General features: G+C 71.8%; 13 protein-coding genes. 7 read left to right on the top strand and 6 right to left on the bottom strand.

Going from position 1 to position 14,451, the window contains the following annotated elements; translation table 11 throughout:
- Nucleotides 1-5: 5 nt before the first annotated feature.
- The 4 genes from ACQEXA_RS42275 to ACQEXA_RS42260 all read right to left on the bottom strand — a co-directional run bounded on the left by ACQEXA_RS42275 (nt 6) and on the right by ACQEXA_RS42260 (nt 5,264).
- A complete protein-coding gene (locus ACQEXA_RS42275) occupies nt 6-1,403 on the bottom strand; it encodes an aldehyde dehydrogenase family protein (protein WP_433132693.1) in 1,398 nt (465 codons plus the stop codon).
- A 184-nt stretch (nt 1,404-1,587) separates the two neighbouring features.
- On the bottom strand, nt 1,588-3,828 hold the full coding sequence (locus tag ACQEXA_RS42270) for a molybdopterin oxidoreductase family protein (protein WP_432925992.1): 2,241 nt from the start codon (nt 3,826-3,828) through the stop codon (nt 1,588-1,590).
- 125 nt (nt 3,829-3,953) lie between these two features.
- Nucleotides 3,954-4,574, bottom strand: coding sequence for a TetR family transcriptional regulator (locus tag ACQEXA_RS42265; protein WP_432925994.1), 621 nt, complete (start codon nt 4,572-4,574; stop codon nt 3,954-3,956).
- A 132-nt stretch (nt 4,575-4,706) separates the two neighbouring features.
- A complete protein-coding gene (locus tag ACQEXA_RS42260; protein ID WP_432925996.1) occupies nt 4,707-5,264 on the bottom strand; it encodes a hypothetical protein in 558 nt (185 codons plus the stop codon).
- Nucleotides 5,265-5,463: 199 nt separating this feature from the next.
- Between ACQEXA_RS42260 and hmgA the strand changes: the two genes are divergently transcribed.
- The 4 genes from hmgA (at nt 5,464) to ACQEXA_RS42240 (ending at nt 10,238) form a co-directional block, all read left to right on the top strand.
- Complete coding sequence (hmgA, locus tag ACQEXA_RS42255; RefSeq protein ID WP_433132691.1) at nt 5,464-6,804, top strand: homogentisate 1,2-dioxygenase; 1,341 nt, start codon at nt 5,464-5,466, stop codon at nt 6,802-6,804.
- 26 nt (nt 6,805-6,830) lie between these two features.
- On the top strand, nt 6,831-7,580 hold the full coding sequence (locus ACQEXA_RS42250; RefSeq protein ID WP_432925999.1) for a GntR family transcriptional regulator: 750 nt from the start codon (nt 6,831-6,833) through the stop codon (nt 7,578-7,580).
- 12 nt (nt 7,581-7,592) lie between these two features.
- Entirely contained in the window at nt 7,593-8,768 is a 1,176-nt protein-coding gene (locus tag ACQEXA_RS42245; protein ID WP_432926001.1) for a type ISP restriction/modification enzyme, read from the top strand.
- Nucleotides 8,769-8,879: 111 nt separating this feature from the next.
- Nucleotides 8,880-10,238: an IS4 family transposase gene (locus ACQEXA_RS42240; RefSeq protein WP_432922857.1), complete on the top strand. Its 1,359-nt coding sequence runs from the start codon at nt 8,880-8,882 to the stop codon at nt 10,236-10,238.
- Nucleotides 10,239-10,274: 36 nt separating this feature from the next.
- Here ACQEXA_RS42240 and ACQEXA_RS42235 read toward each other — a convergent pair whose 3' ends face one another.
- Complete coding sequence (locus tag ACQEXA_RS42235; RefSeq protein ID WP_432926003.1) at nt 10,275-10,988, bottom strand: TetR/AcrR family transcriptional regulator C-terminal domain-containing protein; 714 nt, start codon at nt 10,986-10,988, stop codon at nt 10,275-10,277.
- A 63-nt stretch (nt 10,989-11,051) separates the two neighbouring features.
- Between ACQEXA_RS42235 and ACQEXA_RS42230 the strand changes: the two genes are divergently transcribed.
- Genes ACQEXA_RS42230 through ACQEXA_RS42220 form a run of 3 tightly spaced genes read left to right on the top strand, consistent with a single transcriptional unit; the run spans nt 11,052 to nt 14,049 of the window.
- The gene (locus tag ACQEXA_RS42230; RefSeq protein WP_432939023.1) at nt 11,052-12,008 is read left to right on the top strand and encodes an ATP-binding cassette domain-containing protein; all 957 of its coding nucleotides are present in this window, start codon (nt 11,052-11,054) and stop codon (nt 12,006-12,008) included.
- On the top strand, nt 12,005-12,808 hold the full coding sequence (locus tag ACQEXA_RS42225; protein WP_432926005.1) for an ABC transporter permease: 804 nt from the start codon (nt 12,005-12,007) through the stop codon (nt 12,806-12,808). The genes ACQEXA_RS42230 and ACQEXA_RS42225 overlap by 4 nt, the downstream gene beginning before the upstream one ends.
- Nucleotides 12,809-12,840: 32 nt before the next feature.
- Nucleotides 12,841-14,049, top strand: a complete 1,209-nt coding sequence (locus ACQEXA_RS42220; protein ID WP_432926007.1) for a CaiB/BaiF CoA transferase family protein — start codon at nt 12,841-12,843, stop codon at nt 14,047-14,049.
- 54 nt (nt 14,050-14,103) lie between these two features.
- On the opposite strand, the gene ACQEXA_RS42215 is transcribed toward ACQEXA_RS42220, so the two are convergent.
- Nucleotides 14,104-14,373 carry a hypothetical protein gene (locus ACQEXA_RS42215; RefSeq protein ID WP_432926009.1) on the bottom strand — a complete coding sequence of 90 codons (270 nt, stop codon included), beginning with the start codon at nt 14,371-14,373 and terminating at the stop codon, nt 14,104-14,106.
- Nucleotides 14,374-14,451 lie beyond the last annotated feature (78 nt).

Here is a 14,451-nt window from a genome sequence, read left to right as displayed (position 1 = left end):
CTGGCTCAGCGCTCCTGGAACTGGAGGGACTTGGTCTGGAGGTACTCGGCGAGCCCGTGCGCGCCCAGCTCGCGGCCCACCCCGGACTGCTTGTAACCGCCGAAGGGAGCAAGGGGGTTGAAGCGTCCGCCGTTGATGTCGACCTGTCCGGTCTCCAGCCCGCGGGCGAAGGCGGCGGCCTCCGCGTCGTCGCCCGCCCAGACGGCTCCGGCCAGTCCGTAGACCGTGCCGTTGGCGATGCGCAGGGCGTCCTCCTCGTCCTCGTAGCGCAGGATCGAGAGCACCGGGCCGAAGATCTCCTCCTGCGCGATCACCATGTCCGGGCTGACATCGGCGAAGACGGTGGGCGGTACGAAGTAGCCGCGTTCGTGCGGGGACCCGGTGCCGCCCGCGACCAGACGCGCGCCCTCGGCCACGCCCTTGTCGATGTAACCCCGTACCCGTGCCTGCTGTTTGGCGTTCACGAGCGGGCCGATGCGGTCGCCGTACTTGGCCGCGGCCGCGGCGGCGAGTTCCACCGCCTCCTCGTACTGCTCCCGGTGGACCAGCATCCGCGTCCACGCGCTGCACGTCTGCCCGGAGTTGGACATGACGTTGGCGACGCCGACGTTGACGGCCCTGGCGAGGTCCGCGCTCGGCAGGATGACGTTCGCGGACTTGCCGCCCAGCTCGAGGGCGACCTTCTTGACGGCCGCTCCCGCCGTCGCGCCGATCTGCCGGCCCACGGCCGTGGATCCGGTGAAGGAGACCAGGTCGACGCCCTCGTGCGCGGCGAGCGCCTGGCCGGTCACCGGGCCGAGGCCGGTGACGAGGTTGAACACCCCGGCCGGTACGCCCGCCTCGTGCACCGCCTCCGCGAACAGCTGGGCGGTCAGCGGGGTGTCCTCGGCCGGCTTGAGGACGACCGTGCAGCCCGCCGCCAGGGCCGGGGCAACCTTGGCGACGATCTGGTGGAGCGGGTAGTTCCAGGGCGTGATCGCACCCACGACCCCGACCGGCTCGTGATGGACGGTGGAGTTGCCGACCTCCTCCTCGAAGGAGTGCGTCGCGGCGATCTCGGCGAAGGAGCCGGCGACCGCGATGGGCAGGCCCACATGGACGCTCTGCGAGAACGGCAGCGGTGAGCCGAGCTCGGCCGTGACGGTCTCGGCGATCTCGTCCTTACGGGTCCCGAGGACGTCCCGCAGGGCCGCGAGCCGGGCGGCGCGGTCGGCGGGCGCGGTGGCGGCCCAGGCGGGGAGGGCGGCCCGGGCGGCGCGTACGGCGGCGTCGACGTCCTCGGCGGTGCCTGCGGGTACGTGCCCGACGACCTGCTCGTCGACCGGGTTGACGACCGCGATGGCGTCGGTTCCGACGGCAGGGCGCCAGTCGCCGTCGATGTACATGCCGTCATGTGCCTTCATCGTCTTCCTCCCTGGCCGGGCTCCGTCGTCCGCGGCCCAAACTAGCGCTGTTAGTTTTGCTGCGCCAGGGGGCTCCGGGACGCTCGGCGCGGGCCCCGCTCGCGGCCGGTCGGTCCCCCACCCGGGCGGCGGCCGACGGTCGGCGCGCCCGCGCCCCACGGCGGGCATGGGCGCACGTTCCGGGTCAGCGTGGTGCGGGGAGCGGCGCGAGTTCGACGGGGACGCCGTTGAGCACCGCGTTGCCCGACAGCGGGTCGAGCAGGCTGCCGTCGAGAAGCTGGTTGACGTTGACACCGGGGTCCAGCGCGGCGTGGCTCATCCGGGTTCCGGGCCGGTCGTGGCCCCAGCCGTGCGGAAGGCTGACGACTCCGCGCCGGATGCCGTCGGTGACCTCGACGGGCGCGGTCACCGCTCCTCCTGCGCCCTTGACCCGTACCTGTGCGCCGTCCGCGAGCCCGAGCCGCTCGGCGTCCTCCGGGTGGATGTGCAGGGTGCAGCGGTTGGAACCGCCGGTGAGGGCGGGCACGTTGTGCAGCCAGCTGTTGTTGGACCGCAGATGGCGCCGGCCGACCAGCACGAGTGAGCCGGCGCGTTCGCTCAGGGCCTGCCGCAGGCGGGGCAGGTCGGCCGCGATGGGCTCCGGCAGCAGTTCCACCGTGCCGCTCGGGGTCTTCAGCGGCTGCGGCAGCCGGGGTTCGAGCGGTCCGAGGTCGATCCCGTGCGGACGGGCGAGCAGTGTGCGCAGGCTGAGTCCGTCGGGCCGGGCGCCGAAGCCGTCGCCGTACGGGCCGAGGCGCAGCATCATGTCCAGCCGCCGCTCGGGGCCGCTCTCACCGGTGAGCTGCCCGGCCAGTTCGCGCGGGTCGCGGCCGTGGACGGGCGAGTGAGGCTCGGTCACCGCCTTGCCGAGAGTCTGCTCGATGACCAGGGTGTCCACGGCGGCCGGATCGGCGCCGTGCATGCCGGTGGCGGCCAGGACGAGCCGCGCGAGGATCTCGGTCTCCGCCATACGGCCCGCCTCCAGAGGCAAGGCGGCACGGGTGTAGCGGACCTGGTTGCGCACGGCGAGGGTGTTGAAGGCGAAGTCGAAGTGCGGCGCCTGGGACGGCGGGGGCGGCGGCAGGACGACATGCGCGTGGCGCGAGGTCTCGTTGAGGTACGGGTCGACGCTGACCATGAAGTCGAGCGAGCCGAGCGCCTTGTCGAGCCGGTCGCCGTCCGGGGCGGAGAGCACGGGATTGGCGGCGACGGCGATGACGGCGCGGACGGGGCTGCCCTCGTCGGTGGCGGTGTCGATCTCCTCGGCGAGCGCGGAGATGGGCAACTCGCCCTTGGCCTCGGGGTGCCGGCTCACCCTCGAGTGCCAGCGCCCGAGCGCGAAGCCGCGGCCCGGCCCGGCGGGCCGGGGCGTCCTGTCGGTCGCCGACAGCGGGAAGAGAGCGCCGCCGGGCCGGTCGAGGTTGCCGGTGAGAATGTTGAGCACGTCGACAAGCCAGCTGGCGAGGGTGCCGTGCGGGACGGTGCAGCTGCCGATGCGGCCGTAGACCGCGGCGGTGGGCGCGGCCGCGAGCTCGCGGGCGAGGGCGCGGATGGTGTCCGCCTCGACGTCGCACGCCCCGGCGGCGGCTTCGGGCGTGAAGTCCGCGACGGCGGCGGCCACTTCGTCGAGGCCGGTGACATACGGCGCGAGGTCGCCCAGGTCCATCAGGTCCTCCTCGAAGAGGACGTTGGCCATCGCCGCAAGGAGCAGGGCGTCGGTGCCGGGGCGGACGGCGACGTGCCGGTCGGCGAGCCGGGCGGTGCGGGTGCGGCGCGGGTCGATCACGGTCAGGGTGCCGCCGCGGCTCTTGAGGGCCTTGAGCTTGCCGGGGAAGTCCGCGGCGGTGCACAGACTCCCGTTCGACTCCAGGGGGTTGGCGCCGATCAGCAGCAGATGGTCCGTACGGTCGAGGTCGGGTACGGGAATGGCGTTCGCGTCCCCGTAGAGGAGCCCGCTGGAGACGTGCTTGGGCATCTGGTCCAGCGTGGAGGCCGTGAAGAGGCTGTGGGTGCGCAGACCGGCGAGCAGGACCGTCGGGTACAGCGCGCCGGCCATGGTGTGCACGTTGGGGTTGCCGAGCACGACGCCGACGGCGTGCGGCCCGTACTGCTCCACGACGGGCCGCAGTCCGGCGGCGACGGCGTCGAACGCCTCGTCCCAGGTGGCCTCGCGCAGTTCGCCGTCCCGGCGCACGAGGGGGGTGCGCAGCCGGTCGGGATCGGAGTCGGCGGCACCGAAGGAGGCGCCCTTCGGACAGACGAACCCCTTGCTGAACACATCGTCCCGGTCTCCGCGAGCGCCGGTGACACGGGTGCCCTCGATGGTCAGCGTCAGCCCGCAGGTGGCCTCGCACAGGGGACAGATACGCAGGGCGGTTCGGGACACGGGTCCTCCCGGAGGGACGGTGGCAGCGGTGACGCACGAACGGAGCCGAGCATACCGACCGGTATGAACGGTGGGGAGGGGCCGGCGGGCACACGTCCCGCTCGTGCGCGGCACGCAGGGGCGGGCTAGTCGAGCGCCTTCTCCAGATAGGCCCGCAACAGTCCCCGCGTCTCCTCGATGATTCTGTCGTCGCCCTCGGGGGACATCCGGAAAGCCAGGTGGACCAAGGTGTCGGCGGTCTCCACGGCTATCAGGAACGTGCGGCGCAGGTCCTCGTCCGGTTCGCGGTCGAGGTAGGCCGACAGCAGGTCCGTCAGACGGTCGGCGACACGGTGATTGGGCTCGTTGTAGCGGGCGCCGACCGGTATCTGGTTGCCGAAGTCGACGAGGGAGAAGCCGGGCGCCGTGCGCTTCATGTCCAGGTACTCGTCCAGCACCGCGTCCATCGCCCCGCGCCAGCCGCCCTCGTCCCCCGAGGCCGCGAGGCGGCGGGTGACGCGCTCGGTGTAGCGCTCCAGGTTGCGCTCCGCGAGGGCGTCGGCCATCGCCCGCTTGTTGCCGAAGAAGCGGTACACGGAGCCGATGGGCACGCCGGCGCGCAGGGCCACGGCGCGGGTGCTCAGGTCGTCGTAGCCGACCTCGTCGAGAAGGTCGGCACAGGCGTCGAGGATCCTGGTCAGTCGTTCGGCGCTACGGCGCTGGACGGGCGCGCGGCGCAGCGATCTCGCTTGGGGCACGGGCTTCATAATGCCTTTCCGCCGAGGGCCGGTGAACCTCGCCCGTCAGTACGGAAAACGATGGCCGGAGCACTCATCGACTTCCCGCGGCGCTCACCTCGGGTCCTTCGGGCCCGCCACTCCATCCTGACTTCCCGCTCCTCACGTTCCCGCCTTGCCGTCCGGGTTCGTACCCGCGTTGCCGTCCGGGCTCGTACCCGATACGGCTTCCGACGCCGTGATGTCCGCGGTGCTCTCCACGGGCTTTCCGTGCACCGCCCACACGGTCTGGTCGTCCGCGTACAGGCGGGCCGTGACGTGATGCGTACCGCGCGGGACCAGTGCGCCGCTGAGGTGGTAGTCAGGAGACCGCAGCCGGGTGAGCGGGTGGCCGTCCAGGTAGAGCCGCGCGACGCCGTGCCCGGCCACCGCCACCGGGTGCGCATCGACGGGCGAGAAGCGGAAGTTGCGGACGGTCAGCCGCACGTCCCAGTCGTCACCGGAGTCCGGCTGCACCTCGAGCGCGATCTGCGGTGCGTCCTTCTTGTCGACTTCACGGTAGTGCCGCCCTTCCTCGTCCGTGCCGTCCAGCACCTTGCCCACCGGCGAGGCCGCCACCTCGCCCTTCCGCTCGTGCGCGTCGCCGGAGCCGCAGCCGGCCGAACCGCCGAGCAGGGCACCCACCGCGAGCGCGGCGAGCACTCCGCGCGTCCACGACATGGCCGGGAGCGTATTGCACGCGCAGGACGGCCGGATCCCCCTCAAGGCTGGTTCTCCCGGCTTTCCGCGCCGTCGGTCCGGGCCAGGAGAAGGGCCGCCCTGGAGGCCGGAAGGCCGGGGGCCGACCTCAACTCCCTCTTGCGTAGCAAGGACCCGAATCCTACGGTGATACATAGGAATCAGCGACAAGGGAGCCGTGATGAACGGGGACGCGAGGAAGATCGCGGAGGGACTGACCTATCTCTCCGGTTTCGGTAACGAGCACAGCTCGGAGGCGCTCCCGGGTGCGCTGCCTGAGGGCCACAACTCGCCGCAGCGCGCGCCACTGGGGCTGTACGCGGAGCAGCTGAGCGGTAGCGCGTTCACCGAGCCGAGAGCCCACAACCGGCGCTCGTGGCTGTATCGCATCCGCCCCTCGGCCGCGCACCCCACCTTCACCCGCACCGACAACGGCGCGATCCGGTCGGCCCCCTTCACCGAGACGGTGCCCGACCCCAACCGGCTGCGCTGGAATCCGCTGCCCGAACCCCCGGCCGGGACCGACTTCCTTCAGGGGCTGTGGACCCTGGGCGGCAACGGCGACGCCACCCAGCGCACCGGCATGGCCGTGCACCTGTACCACGCCAACGCCTCCATGGACCGTGTCTTCAGCAATGCGGACGGCGAGCTGCTGATCGTCCCGGAGCGTGGAGGCCTGCTGCTGCACACGGAGTTCGGCATGCTCCGCGTGGAACCCGCGGAGGTGGCACTCGTCCCGCGCGGTGTCCGCTTCCGCGTGGAACTGCTGGACGCCACGCCCGACGGCGGGCAGAGCCCGGCCGTACGCGGTTACGTCTGCGAGAACTACGGCGCCCCCTTCCGCCTCCCCGATCTCGGCCCGATCGGCGCCAACGGCCTGGCGAACGCCCGGGACTTCCGGGCGCCGGTCGCCGCGTACGAGGACGTCGAGGGCCTGGTCGAGGTGGTGAACAAGTTCTGCGGCAACCTCTGGACGGCGACGTACGACCACTCGCCGCTCGACGTCGTCGCCTGGCACGGGAACCATGTGCCGTACGTCTATGACCTTCGGCGCTTCAATGTGATCGGCACCATCAGCTACGACCACCCGGATCCGTCGATCTTCACGGTGCTCACCTCGCCGAGCGACACCCCGGGACTCGCGGGCGTCGACTTCGTGGTCTTCGCGCCGCGCTGGCTGGTCGGCGAGGACACCTTCCGGCCGCCGTACTTCCACCGGAACGTGATGAGCGAGTACATGGGCCTCGTCGAAGGTGCCTACGACGCCAAGGCGGAGGGCTTCGTGCCGGGTGGTGGCTCGCTGCACAACATGATGTCGGCGCACGGCCCCGACCGGGAGACGTTCGACCGGGCAAGTGCGGCCGAGCTGGCGCCCCAGAAGATCGACGACGGGCTGGCGTTCATGTTCGAGACCCGCTGGCCGCTGACCCTGACGCCGCACGCCGCACACGCCGAACACCTGCAGCGCGGCTACGACGGGGTGTGGCAGGGCCTCCAGCGCCACTTCCGCCCGTTGCACTGAGCGCCGACGACCGGTACGGATAGCCCGTGACCTCCTTCGCCCCGGATTCAATCGTCCTGAACCGCAAGCTGCCGCTCTGGTATCAGGTGTCGCAGTCGTTGCGCGCCTCGATACTCGGCCGCTCGGCGCGGGATCCGCTGCGCCTGCCTACCGAGGAGCAGTTGGCGGGGCACTACGGGGTGAGCGTGCTGACCATGCGCCAGGCGCTCAAGGAGCTGGAGGTCGAGGGGCTGATCACCCGCCACCGCCGACGCGGCACGTTCATCGAGCCGAGCGCGCAACGGGGTGCCCCGGTGCGACTGCTGGGCTCGGTGGACGCGATCGTGGCCCAGCAGTCCGGTATGACGACCGAGCTGCTGGACCACGGCAGAAAGCCGGTGCCCGCGGAACTCGCCGAGCACTTCCCGGATCTCGCCGAGGTGGCGACGTACCACCGGCTGCGCAGCGACGAGAAGAGCGGTGAGCCGACCAACCACGCCCGCAACTACGTCCGCCCCGAACTGGCCGAGCGCATCGACCACGCGGACCTGGTGCGGTGGCCGATGACCAAGGTGCTGCGGGACGTGGTCGGCGCGGACATCAGTCGCATCACGGACACCGTGGAGGCACGGCTGGCCGACCCGGAGACGGCCCGGCTGCTCGAAGTGCCGCTGCTCAGCCCGATCCTGCACTACACGGGCGTCACGTACGACGCCGGGGGACGGCCGCTCGATGTGGCGGTGATCCACTACAGGGGCGACCGCTTCTCCTTCACGGTCACCCTCGAGGCCACCTGAGCACGTCGTACGATGCCCAGCGTGACGCACGACGACGCTCCGCTGCTCGCGGACCTCATGCCGTGGTCCGTCGCACCCCTGCGGCCGGGCCGCGCCTGGCCGGCGGCACCCGACGCGGCCTCGCTCAAGGCACGCTGGGACACCTTGACGAAGGCCGAAGGGCCCGACCGGGAGACGCTGTTCGAGCCGACACGCTCACGCACGCTGTACTCCGCGGTCGGACAGCTTCCGGGCCGCTCCGGCGGCACGGAGAAGCTGGTGCGCGCCTCGGGCCCCTGCCCGGAGCCGGTACGCGTGCTGTGCGCCCCGTTCGACGAGCAGTGGCTGATCCCCGACCACCGGCTGATCGACGTGGCGCGACCGGAGTTGTGGCGCGTCGCGGACGAGCAGCAGGTCTTCACGGTGGAGACGGCCCCGGCGCCCGACTCCCCCGGCCCCCTGCTGCTGGCCTCGTCGCTGCTTCCCGTACTGCGCGCCGGACGCATCCGCCCGCTGTACCGCCGCCCCGGCGGTGCCGAACCCAATCTGGCGCCGGGCCTGCTGGGGCACCTGACCGCCCGGCTCGGCCTGTCCCCCGCACCCGTCGACGTCCTCGCCTGGAGCGTGGCGGCGGTACGCCCGGGGCCCGACGGCCTGACCGTCCCGCTCACCGAGGACCCCGCGCTCTGGACCCACGGCGTCGAACTGGGCCACCGCATGCTCTGGCTGATGCGGCGCGACGGCGAACGCCCCAAACTCCCCGGCGGGCGCCGCCCCTACGTCCGGGCACCGCTGCCCGCACGCCCCCTCGCGCTCCACTACGACCGTGACGAGGAGACCCTCCATCTCGACGAGGGCCGTATCTCCCCGGTGCCCCCGGAGGCCTGGGACTTCGAGGTGAGCGGAGTCCGCGTCCTGGAGCAGTGGTTCACCGCGAGGACCGCGGGGGCCGCACCCGGCACCCTGGAGGCGATCCGCCCGGCGACGTGGCCCCAGACCTGGACGTCGGAGCTCCTGGAGCTGATCACGGTCCTGGCGCTCCTCGCGGAACTGCGTCCGCAGTGGGCGGAGTTGGAGGTGACCGCCGCCCTCACGGCAGCCGAGCTGCGCACTGCGGGGGTACTGCCGGTGACAGCGGCGGCACGGCGCCCGGCCTCGGTGCTCGACCACCACGAGGAAGGCCCCGAGGGTCAGTTCGCGCTGATCTAGCCCCAATCCCGTGTAGATAGCGCGTGGGGCCTGTGTGCCAAGTGGCCTGAAACGGGACGGAGCTCCTGCTAGAACCGTGTCGACCAAGATCACTGTTCGGCGGGAGCTCCGTTGGGTACCCAGTCTGTCATTTCTCGTGAAGTTGTTGTTGCCGCCGGGGCGTTCGCGCCCGGCCATCTGGGCGAGTTGACCCGGATCATCCCGTTCGAGATGGTCGACGAGGCGTTGACGCAGACGGGCAGGGTGCAGGAGCGGGTGCGGGACCTGCCGTCCCGGGTGGTGGTGTATCTGCTGCTGGCAGGGTGTCTGTTCCCCGGGCTGGGCTGGCGGCAGGTGTGGCAGCGGTTGACGGCGGGACTGGAAGGGCTGACGGTCGCGGACCCGACCGGTGGTGCGCTGGCACAGGCCCGCAGGCGGGTGGGGGCCGAGCCGCTGCGATGGCTGTTCGACCTGCTGCGTGGACCGGCCGCCGGCATCGCCACCACCGGCGTGTGGTGGCGCGGGCTGCTGGTCTGCGCGATCGACGGCACCACCATGGCGGTGCCCGACAGCCCGGCGAATCTGACCGAATACACCAAACACCGCTGCAACAACGGTGGTGCGGGATATCCAGCGTTGCGACTCCTGGTGCTGGTGTCCTGCGGCACCCGCACGGTCATCGACGCGGTGTTCGGACCAACCACTGACGGCGAGACGACGTACGCGCCGCGCCTGCTCCGCAGCCTGCGCAAGGGCATGATCGTGCTGCTGGACCGGAACTTCGCCGCCCAAGCGCTGGTGACCGCCATGGCCAGGACCGGCGCGCACGTGCTGACCCGTGTGAAGAACGGCCGTCGGCTGCCCGTCCTGGGCCGCTGCGGTGACGGCTCCTACCTTTCGGCAATCGGCGCCGTCCCCGTGCGGGTCATCGACTGCGAGATCACCATCACCACGGCCACGGGACGCAGCACCGGCCTCTACCGCCTCGTCACCACACTGACCGACCACAGGACCCACCCCGCCGCCGAACTGATCACCCTGTACCACCAGCGCTGGGAGATCGAGACCGCGTATCTGGAGATCAAGTCCACCACCCTGGGCGGCCGTGTCCTGCGCGCCCGCACCCCGGACGGTGTCTCCCAAGAGCTCTACGCCCTGCTGGTCACCTACCAGGCCCTGCGCCTGGCCATGGCCGACGCCACCGCCGCCCGGCCCGGCATCGACCCCGACCGGGCCAGCTTCACCACCGCCCTGAACACCGCCCGCGACCTGGTCATCCAGGCCGCGGGCGTCATCGCCGACACGGTCGTCGACCTCGTCGGGGCCATCGGCCGCCGCGTCCTGGCCGACCTCATGCCCGACCGACGCATCCGCACCCGGCCCCGCGTCGTCAAACGCGCGATCTCCAAGTACAACGCCAAAGGCACCATCGACCGGACCAGCTACAAGGCCACCATCAGCATCGACATCCTGACCGCACCAGGACCTTGACACCCAGCCCAGCCGCCTATCTACACGGCATTGGATCTAGCCCTTCGGCGCGAACCCCTCCAGCATCCGACCGAGCGTGCGCTCGAAGGCCGCCTCCAGATCGACCGGGCCCGGAGCCTCGGAGAAGGCGGCGGCGATTCGCGGGTAGGCGCCCGTGGCGATCCGGCTCCCGAGGTAGGCCGTCCGAGCCGCGTTCTCCTGCTCCTCCGACCAGGGCAGGGACCGGGCACGCTCGGCAGTGGCCAGTTCGTTGGCGACGTACATGGTCACCACGCTGTTGAGCATCGCGATGAGCTCCATCTTCGTGCCGGCGGGCACCTCCAGCGGGTCTAGGCAGGCCAGGCAGTGCTCGACGTAGCGCAGGGCGTTCGGGCTGAAGCCGTAGATCCCCGACATCAGGCGCGGCAGCCAGGGGTGGCGGCGCATGAGGTCGCGGGTCTGGTGGGCGACCCGGAGCATGTCGGCACGCCAGTCACCGGAGGGCTCCCACAGCTCGTGTTCACCGCTGACGGCGTCGACCATCAGCTCGTACAGATCCTCCTTGCGGGGAACGTAGTTGTACAGCGACATGGTGCCGCAGCCCAGCTCGGCCGCCACATGCCGCATCGAGACCGCGTCCAGCCCCCCGGCGTCGGCGATCCGGACCGCGGCCGCCGCGATGTCGGCTCGGCGGTAGGCCGGTCTCGGCCCCCGGCCCGAACGCTCGGGACGCGACCAGATCACTTCAGGTTCGGCCGCTCGGCCCGCCATCGCTCATCACCTCGGCCTCCATCCTAGTTACGTACACCGTACGTAGTGCGCTATGGTCCTGTCATGACTACTACGTACGCTGTACTTAGTGAGGGTCTGGAGAAGCGGTTCGGGACCGTCCATGCCGTCCGGGGACTGGATCTGGCGGTGGCTCGGGGCACGGTCTGCGGGCTGCTCGGGCCGAACGGCGCGGGCAAGACCACGGCCGTACGGCTGCTCACCACGCTGCTGCGGCCGGACGCCGGCTCGGCGCGGATCGCGGGCCACGATCTGGTGCGCGAGCCCGAGGCCGTGCGCCGCGGGATCGGTGTCACCGGGCAGTACGCATCGGTCGACGGCGACCTGACCGGGCGCCAGAACCTGCGGCTGTTCGCACGGCTGCACAGGGTCCGGGACCCGGCGGGACGCGCGGGTGAGCTTCTGGACCGCTTCGGTCTGGCCGAGGCCGCGGACCGGCCCGTGTCCACCTACTCGGGCGGCATGCGGCGCCGTCTGGACCTCGCGGCGAGCCTGATCCGCCGACCCGAGGTGCTGTTCCTGGACGAGCCCACCACCGGGCTCGACCCGGCGAGCCGCAACCGGATCTGGGAGGCCGTGCACGCGCTCAAACAGCAGGGCACCACGGTGCTGCTGACCACGCAGTACCTGGAGGAGGCCGACCGGCTCGCCGACGACATCGCCGTCGTCGACCGGGGCCGGGTCGCCCACACGGGATCGCCGTCCCACCTCAAGGCGCTCATCGGCTCGCACGCGGAGGCCGTCGTCGCCCAGGCGGACGCGCTGGTGAAGGCGGCCGGCGTGCTCGACCGGCTCACCGGCGCCGAACCGACCTTCGATCACGACCGGAACGCCGTCGGCGCGGTCACCACCGACCCCACGCTCACCCTTCCCCGCCTCGTACGCGAACTGGACGCGGCCGGCGTGCCCTTGCTCGACGCGAGCCTGCGTCCGCCGACCCTCGACGAGGTCTTCCTGCGCCTGACCAGCGCCTCTGCGGACAGTGAGGAGCTCGCGGCATGACGACATGGGCGTACGACGGCACGGCGCTGCTCGGCCGTCAGCTCCGGCGGATCCGCAACAATCCGGGGCTCGCGATCCTCACTCAGACGATGCCGATCACCATGCTGCTGTTCTTCGGGTACGTGTTCGGCAGCGCGGTCGCGATGCCCGGCCGGGAGTACCGCAGCTTCCTGGTGCCGGGGCTGCTGGCGGCCACGGCCGCGGGCGGCATCATGACCGGCATGTTCCAGGCCGCCCAGGACTCGCACCGCGGCGTGATGGACCGCTTCCGAACGCTGCCGATCAGCCGGGCGGCCGTACCCCTCGGCCAGGCGGTGGCCGACCTCGTGGTCACCGCCGCGGGGACGGTCCCGTTGCTCCTGGTCGGCCTCGCGGTGGGCTGGCGGATCGAGGGGTCCGTGCCCCAGGCGCTGGGTGCCGTCGGCCTGTTGCTGCTGTTCCGGTTCGCGTGCACCTGGATCGGGATCCACCTGGGGCTGCTCAGCCGGAGCGAGGAGGCCGCCGGGCAGCTCGGCGGCGTCACCTTCGTGCTGCCGCTGCTGTCCAACGCTTACATCCCCACCGGGAACCTGCCGGGCTGGCTGCGCACGCTCGCCGAGTGGAACCCGATCAGCGCGGTGACCAGCGCCCTGCGGGAGCTGTTCTCCGGTGGGCAGGCAGGTGCCCACGTCGCGGCCGTCCCGGACGGAAGCGCCTGGCCGGTGGCCCACCCGGTGGCCGGGTCCCTTGCCTGGTGCGCGGTGCTGACCGCGGTCTTCTGGCCGCTGGCTGTCCGCCGGTACACACGTCAGGAGCGCTGACCGCCTGCTGACAAAGGCGGCGGTCACGGGACATGATCCCCGGCATGGATCCACTTCCGCTGCCCCTGGAGGGCATCACCGTCGTCGCCGTCGAACAGGCCGTGGCCGCTCCCTTCGCCACCCGGCAGCTCGCCGATCTGGGTGCCCGGGTGATCAAGGTCGAGCGGGTCGACGGCGGCGACTTCGCCCGCGACTACGACACCGCCGCCCGGGGGCTCGCCTCGCACTTCGTGTGGTGCAACCGCGGCAAGGAGTCGATCGCCCTGGATCTGAAGGATCCGCGGGGCCTTGCCGCGGTACGGAGGCTGATCGCGGGCGCGGACGTCTTCGTGCAGAACCTCGCCCACGGGGCCGCGGCCCGGCTCGGCCTGGACGCGGCCACCCTGTGCGCGGCGCACCCGCGGCTGGTCGCCGTGGACATCTCGGGCTACGGGGCGTCGGGGCCGTACGCGGACAAGCGTGCGTACGACATGCTCGTCCAGTGCGAGGCCGGTCTGGTGTCGGTCACCGGCACACCGGAGCAGCCGGTCAAGGCGGGCATCCCGGCGGCCGACATCGCGGCCGCCATGTACGCGTTCTCGGGGGTCCTCGCGGCGCTCGTCCGCCGGGGCACGACCGGGCGCGGCGGGCCGGTGGAGATCTCCATGCTGGAGGCGCTCGCCGAGTGGATGGGACATCCACTGCACCATGCGATGCACGGCGGCACTCCCCCGGCGCGCACGGGGCTGGCGCACGCCGTCATCGCCCCGTACGACGCCTATCCCACGGCGGACGGCGGGCGGGTGCTGCTGTCCGTGCAGAACGACCGGGAGTGGCGGCGGCTGGCCGAGCAGGTCCTCGAGCGGCCGGAGCTCGGGACAGATCCTGCGTACGCGACGAACGCGGCGCGGGTCGCCCACAGGGAGGCCACGGACGCGCTGGTCGGCAAGGCGCTGGCCCCGCTCGGGGCGGACGAGGCCGTGGTCCGGCTGGAGTCCGCCGGCATCGCGTGCGCACGCCTCAGGGACCTGTGGGACGTCGCGGCCCATCCGCAGCTGGCGGCCCGGGAGCGGTGGCGGGAGGTGGGGACGCCGGTCGGGCCGCTGAAAGCACTGCTGCCACCGATCACGCTGCCGGGCGGGAACGAGGCACGAATGGGGAATGTGCCCGCGCTCGGGGAGCACACCGAGGCGCTGCTGCGTGCCGTGGGGATGACGGACGACGAGATCGCAGCACTGTGCCAGGACGGTGTGGCCGCCTGAGCGCGGGCCCTTGCCGGGCGCCCGCGTCGCGGGCGCCGTACGGGACGCCGGTGCTCAGCGCCCACCGAAGAGCGAACGACGCAGCCGGCGCAGCGGCGCGAACAGCGAGACCTTGCTCACCCGCGCACCCCTGCCGGTACGGTCGTGCGCAGGCTCACGCGAGGTCAGTTCGCGCATCAGCGAGGTGGCCTCGGCCGTCTCACGCTGCGGGACGGCGGGACCGGCCAGCACCGAGAGATGACGGTCGAGGCGCGAACTGGTCGCGCTGCTCCCGCACGTGATGGCAGGGACCCTCGCCCTGCTGCGCACTGTTATCTGATCCATGTCACTCCCCACCCGTACGAGTCCACCCGGCCCGGGCAGAGTAACCCTATCGCTCCCAGGTGGCACTCGTGTATCGCG

Source organism: Streptomyces sp. CA-106110, assembly GCF_050936285.1.
GTDB lineage: Bacteria > Actinomycetota > Actinomycetes > Streptomycetales > Streptomycetaceae > Streptomyces.
This window is presented reverse-complemented; position numbering and strand designations above follow the sequence as displayed.

Bases quoted from the DNA above. Each gene is read 5' to 3' on its own strand.
- ACQEXA_RS42275 (WP_433132693.1), bottom strand. From the start codon at position 1,403: ATGAAGGCACATGACGGCATGTACATCGACGGCGACTGGCGCCCTGCC.
- ACQEXA_RS42220 (WP_432926007.1), top strand. From the start codon at position 12,841: ATGATCCCCGGCATGGATCCACTTCCGCTGCCCCTGGAGGGCATCACC.
- ACQEXA_RS42265 (WP_432925994.1), bottom strand. From the start codon at position 4,574: ATGAAGCCCGTGCCCCAAGCGAGATCGCTGCGCCGCGCGCCCGTCCAG.
- hmgA (WP_433132691.1), top strand. From the start codon at position 5,464: ATGAACGGGGACGCGAGGAAGATCGCGGAGGGACTGACCTATCTCTCC.
- ACQEXA_RS42215 (WP_432926009.1), bottom strand. From the start codon at position 14,373: ATGGATCAGATAACAGTGCGCAGCAGGGCGAGGGTCCCTGCCATCACG.
- ACQEXA_RS42245 (WP_432926001.1), top strand. From the start codon at position 7,593: ATGCCCAGCGTGACGCACGACGACGCTCCGCTGCTCGCGGACCTCATG.
- ACQEXA_RS42260 (WP_432925996.1), bottom strand. From the start codon at position 5,264: ATGTCGTGGACGCGCGGAGTGCTCGCCGCGCTCGCGGTGGGTGCCCTG.
- ACQEXA_RS42225 (WP_432926005.1), top strand. From the start codon at position 12,005: ATGACGACATGGGCGTACGACGGCACGGCGCTGCTCGGCCGTCAGCTC.
- ACQEXA_RS42230 (WP_432939023.1), top strand. From the start codon at position 11,052: ATGACTACTACGTACGCTGTACTTAGTGAGGGTCTGGAGAAGCGGTTC.
- ACQEXA_RS42235 (WP_432926003.1), bottom strand. From the start codon at position 10,988: ATGGCGGGCCGAGCGGCCGAACCTGAAGTGATCTGGTCGCGTCCCGAG.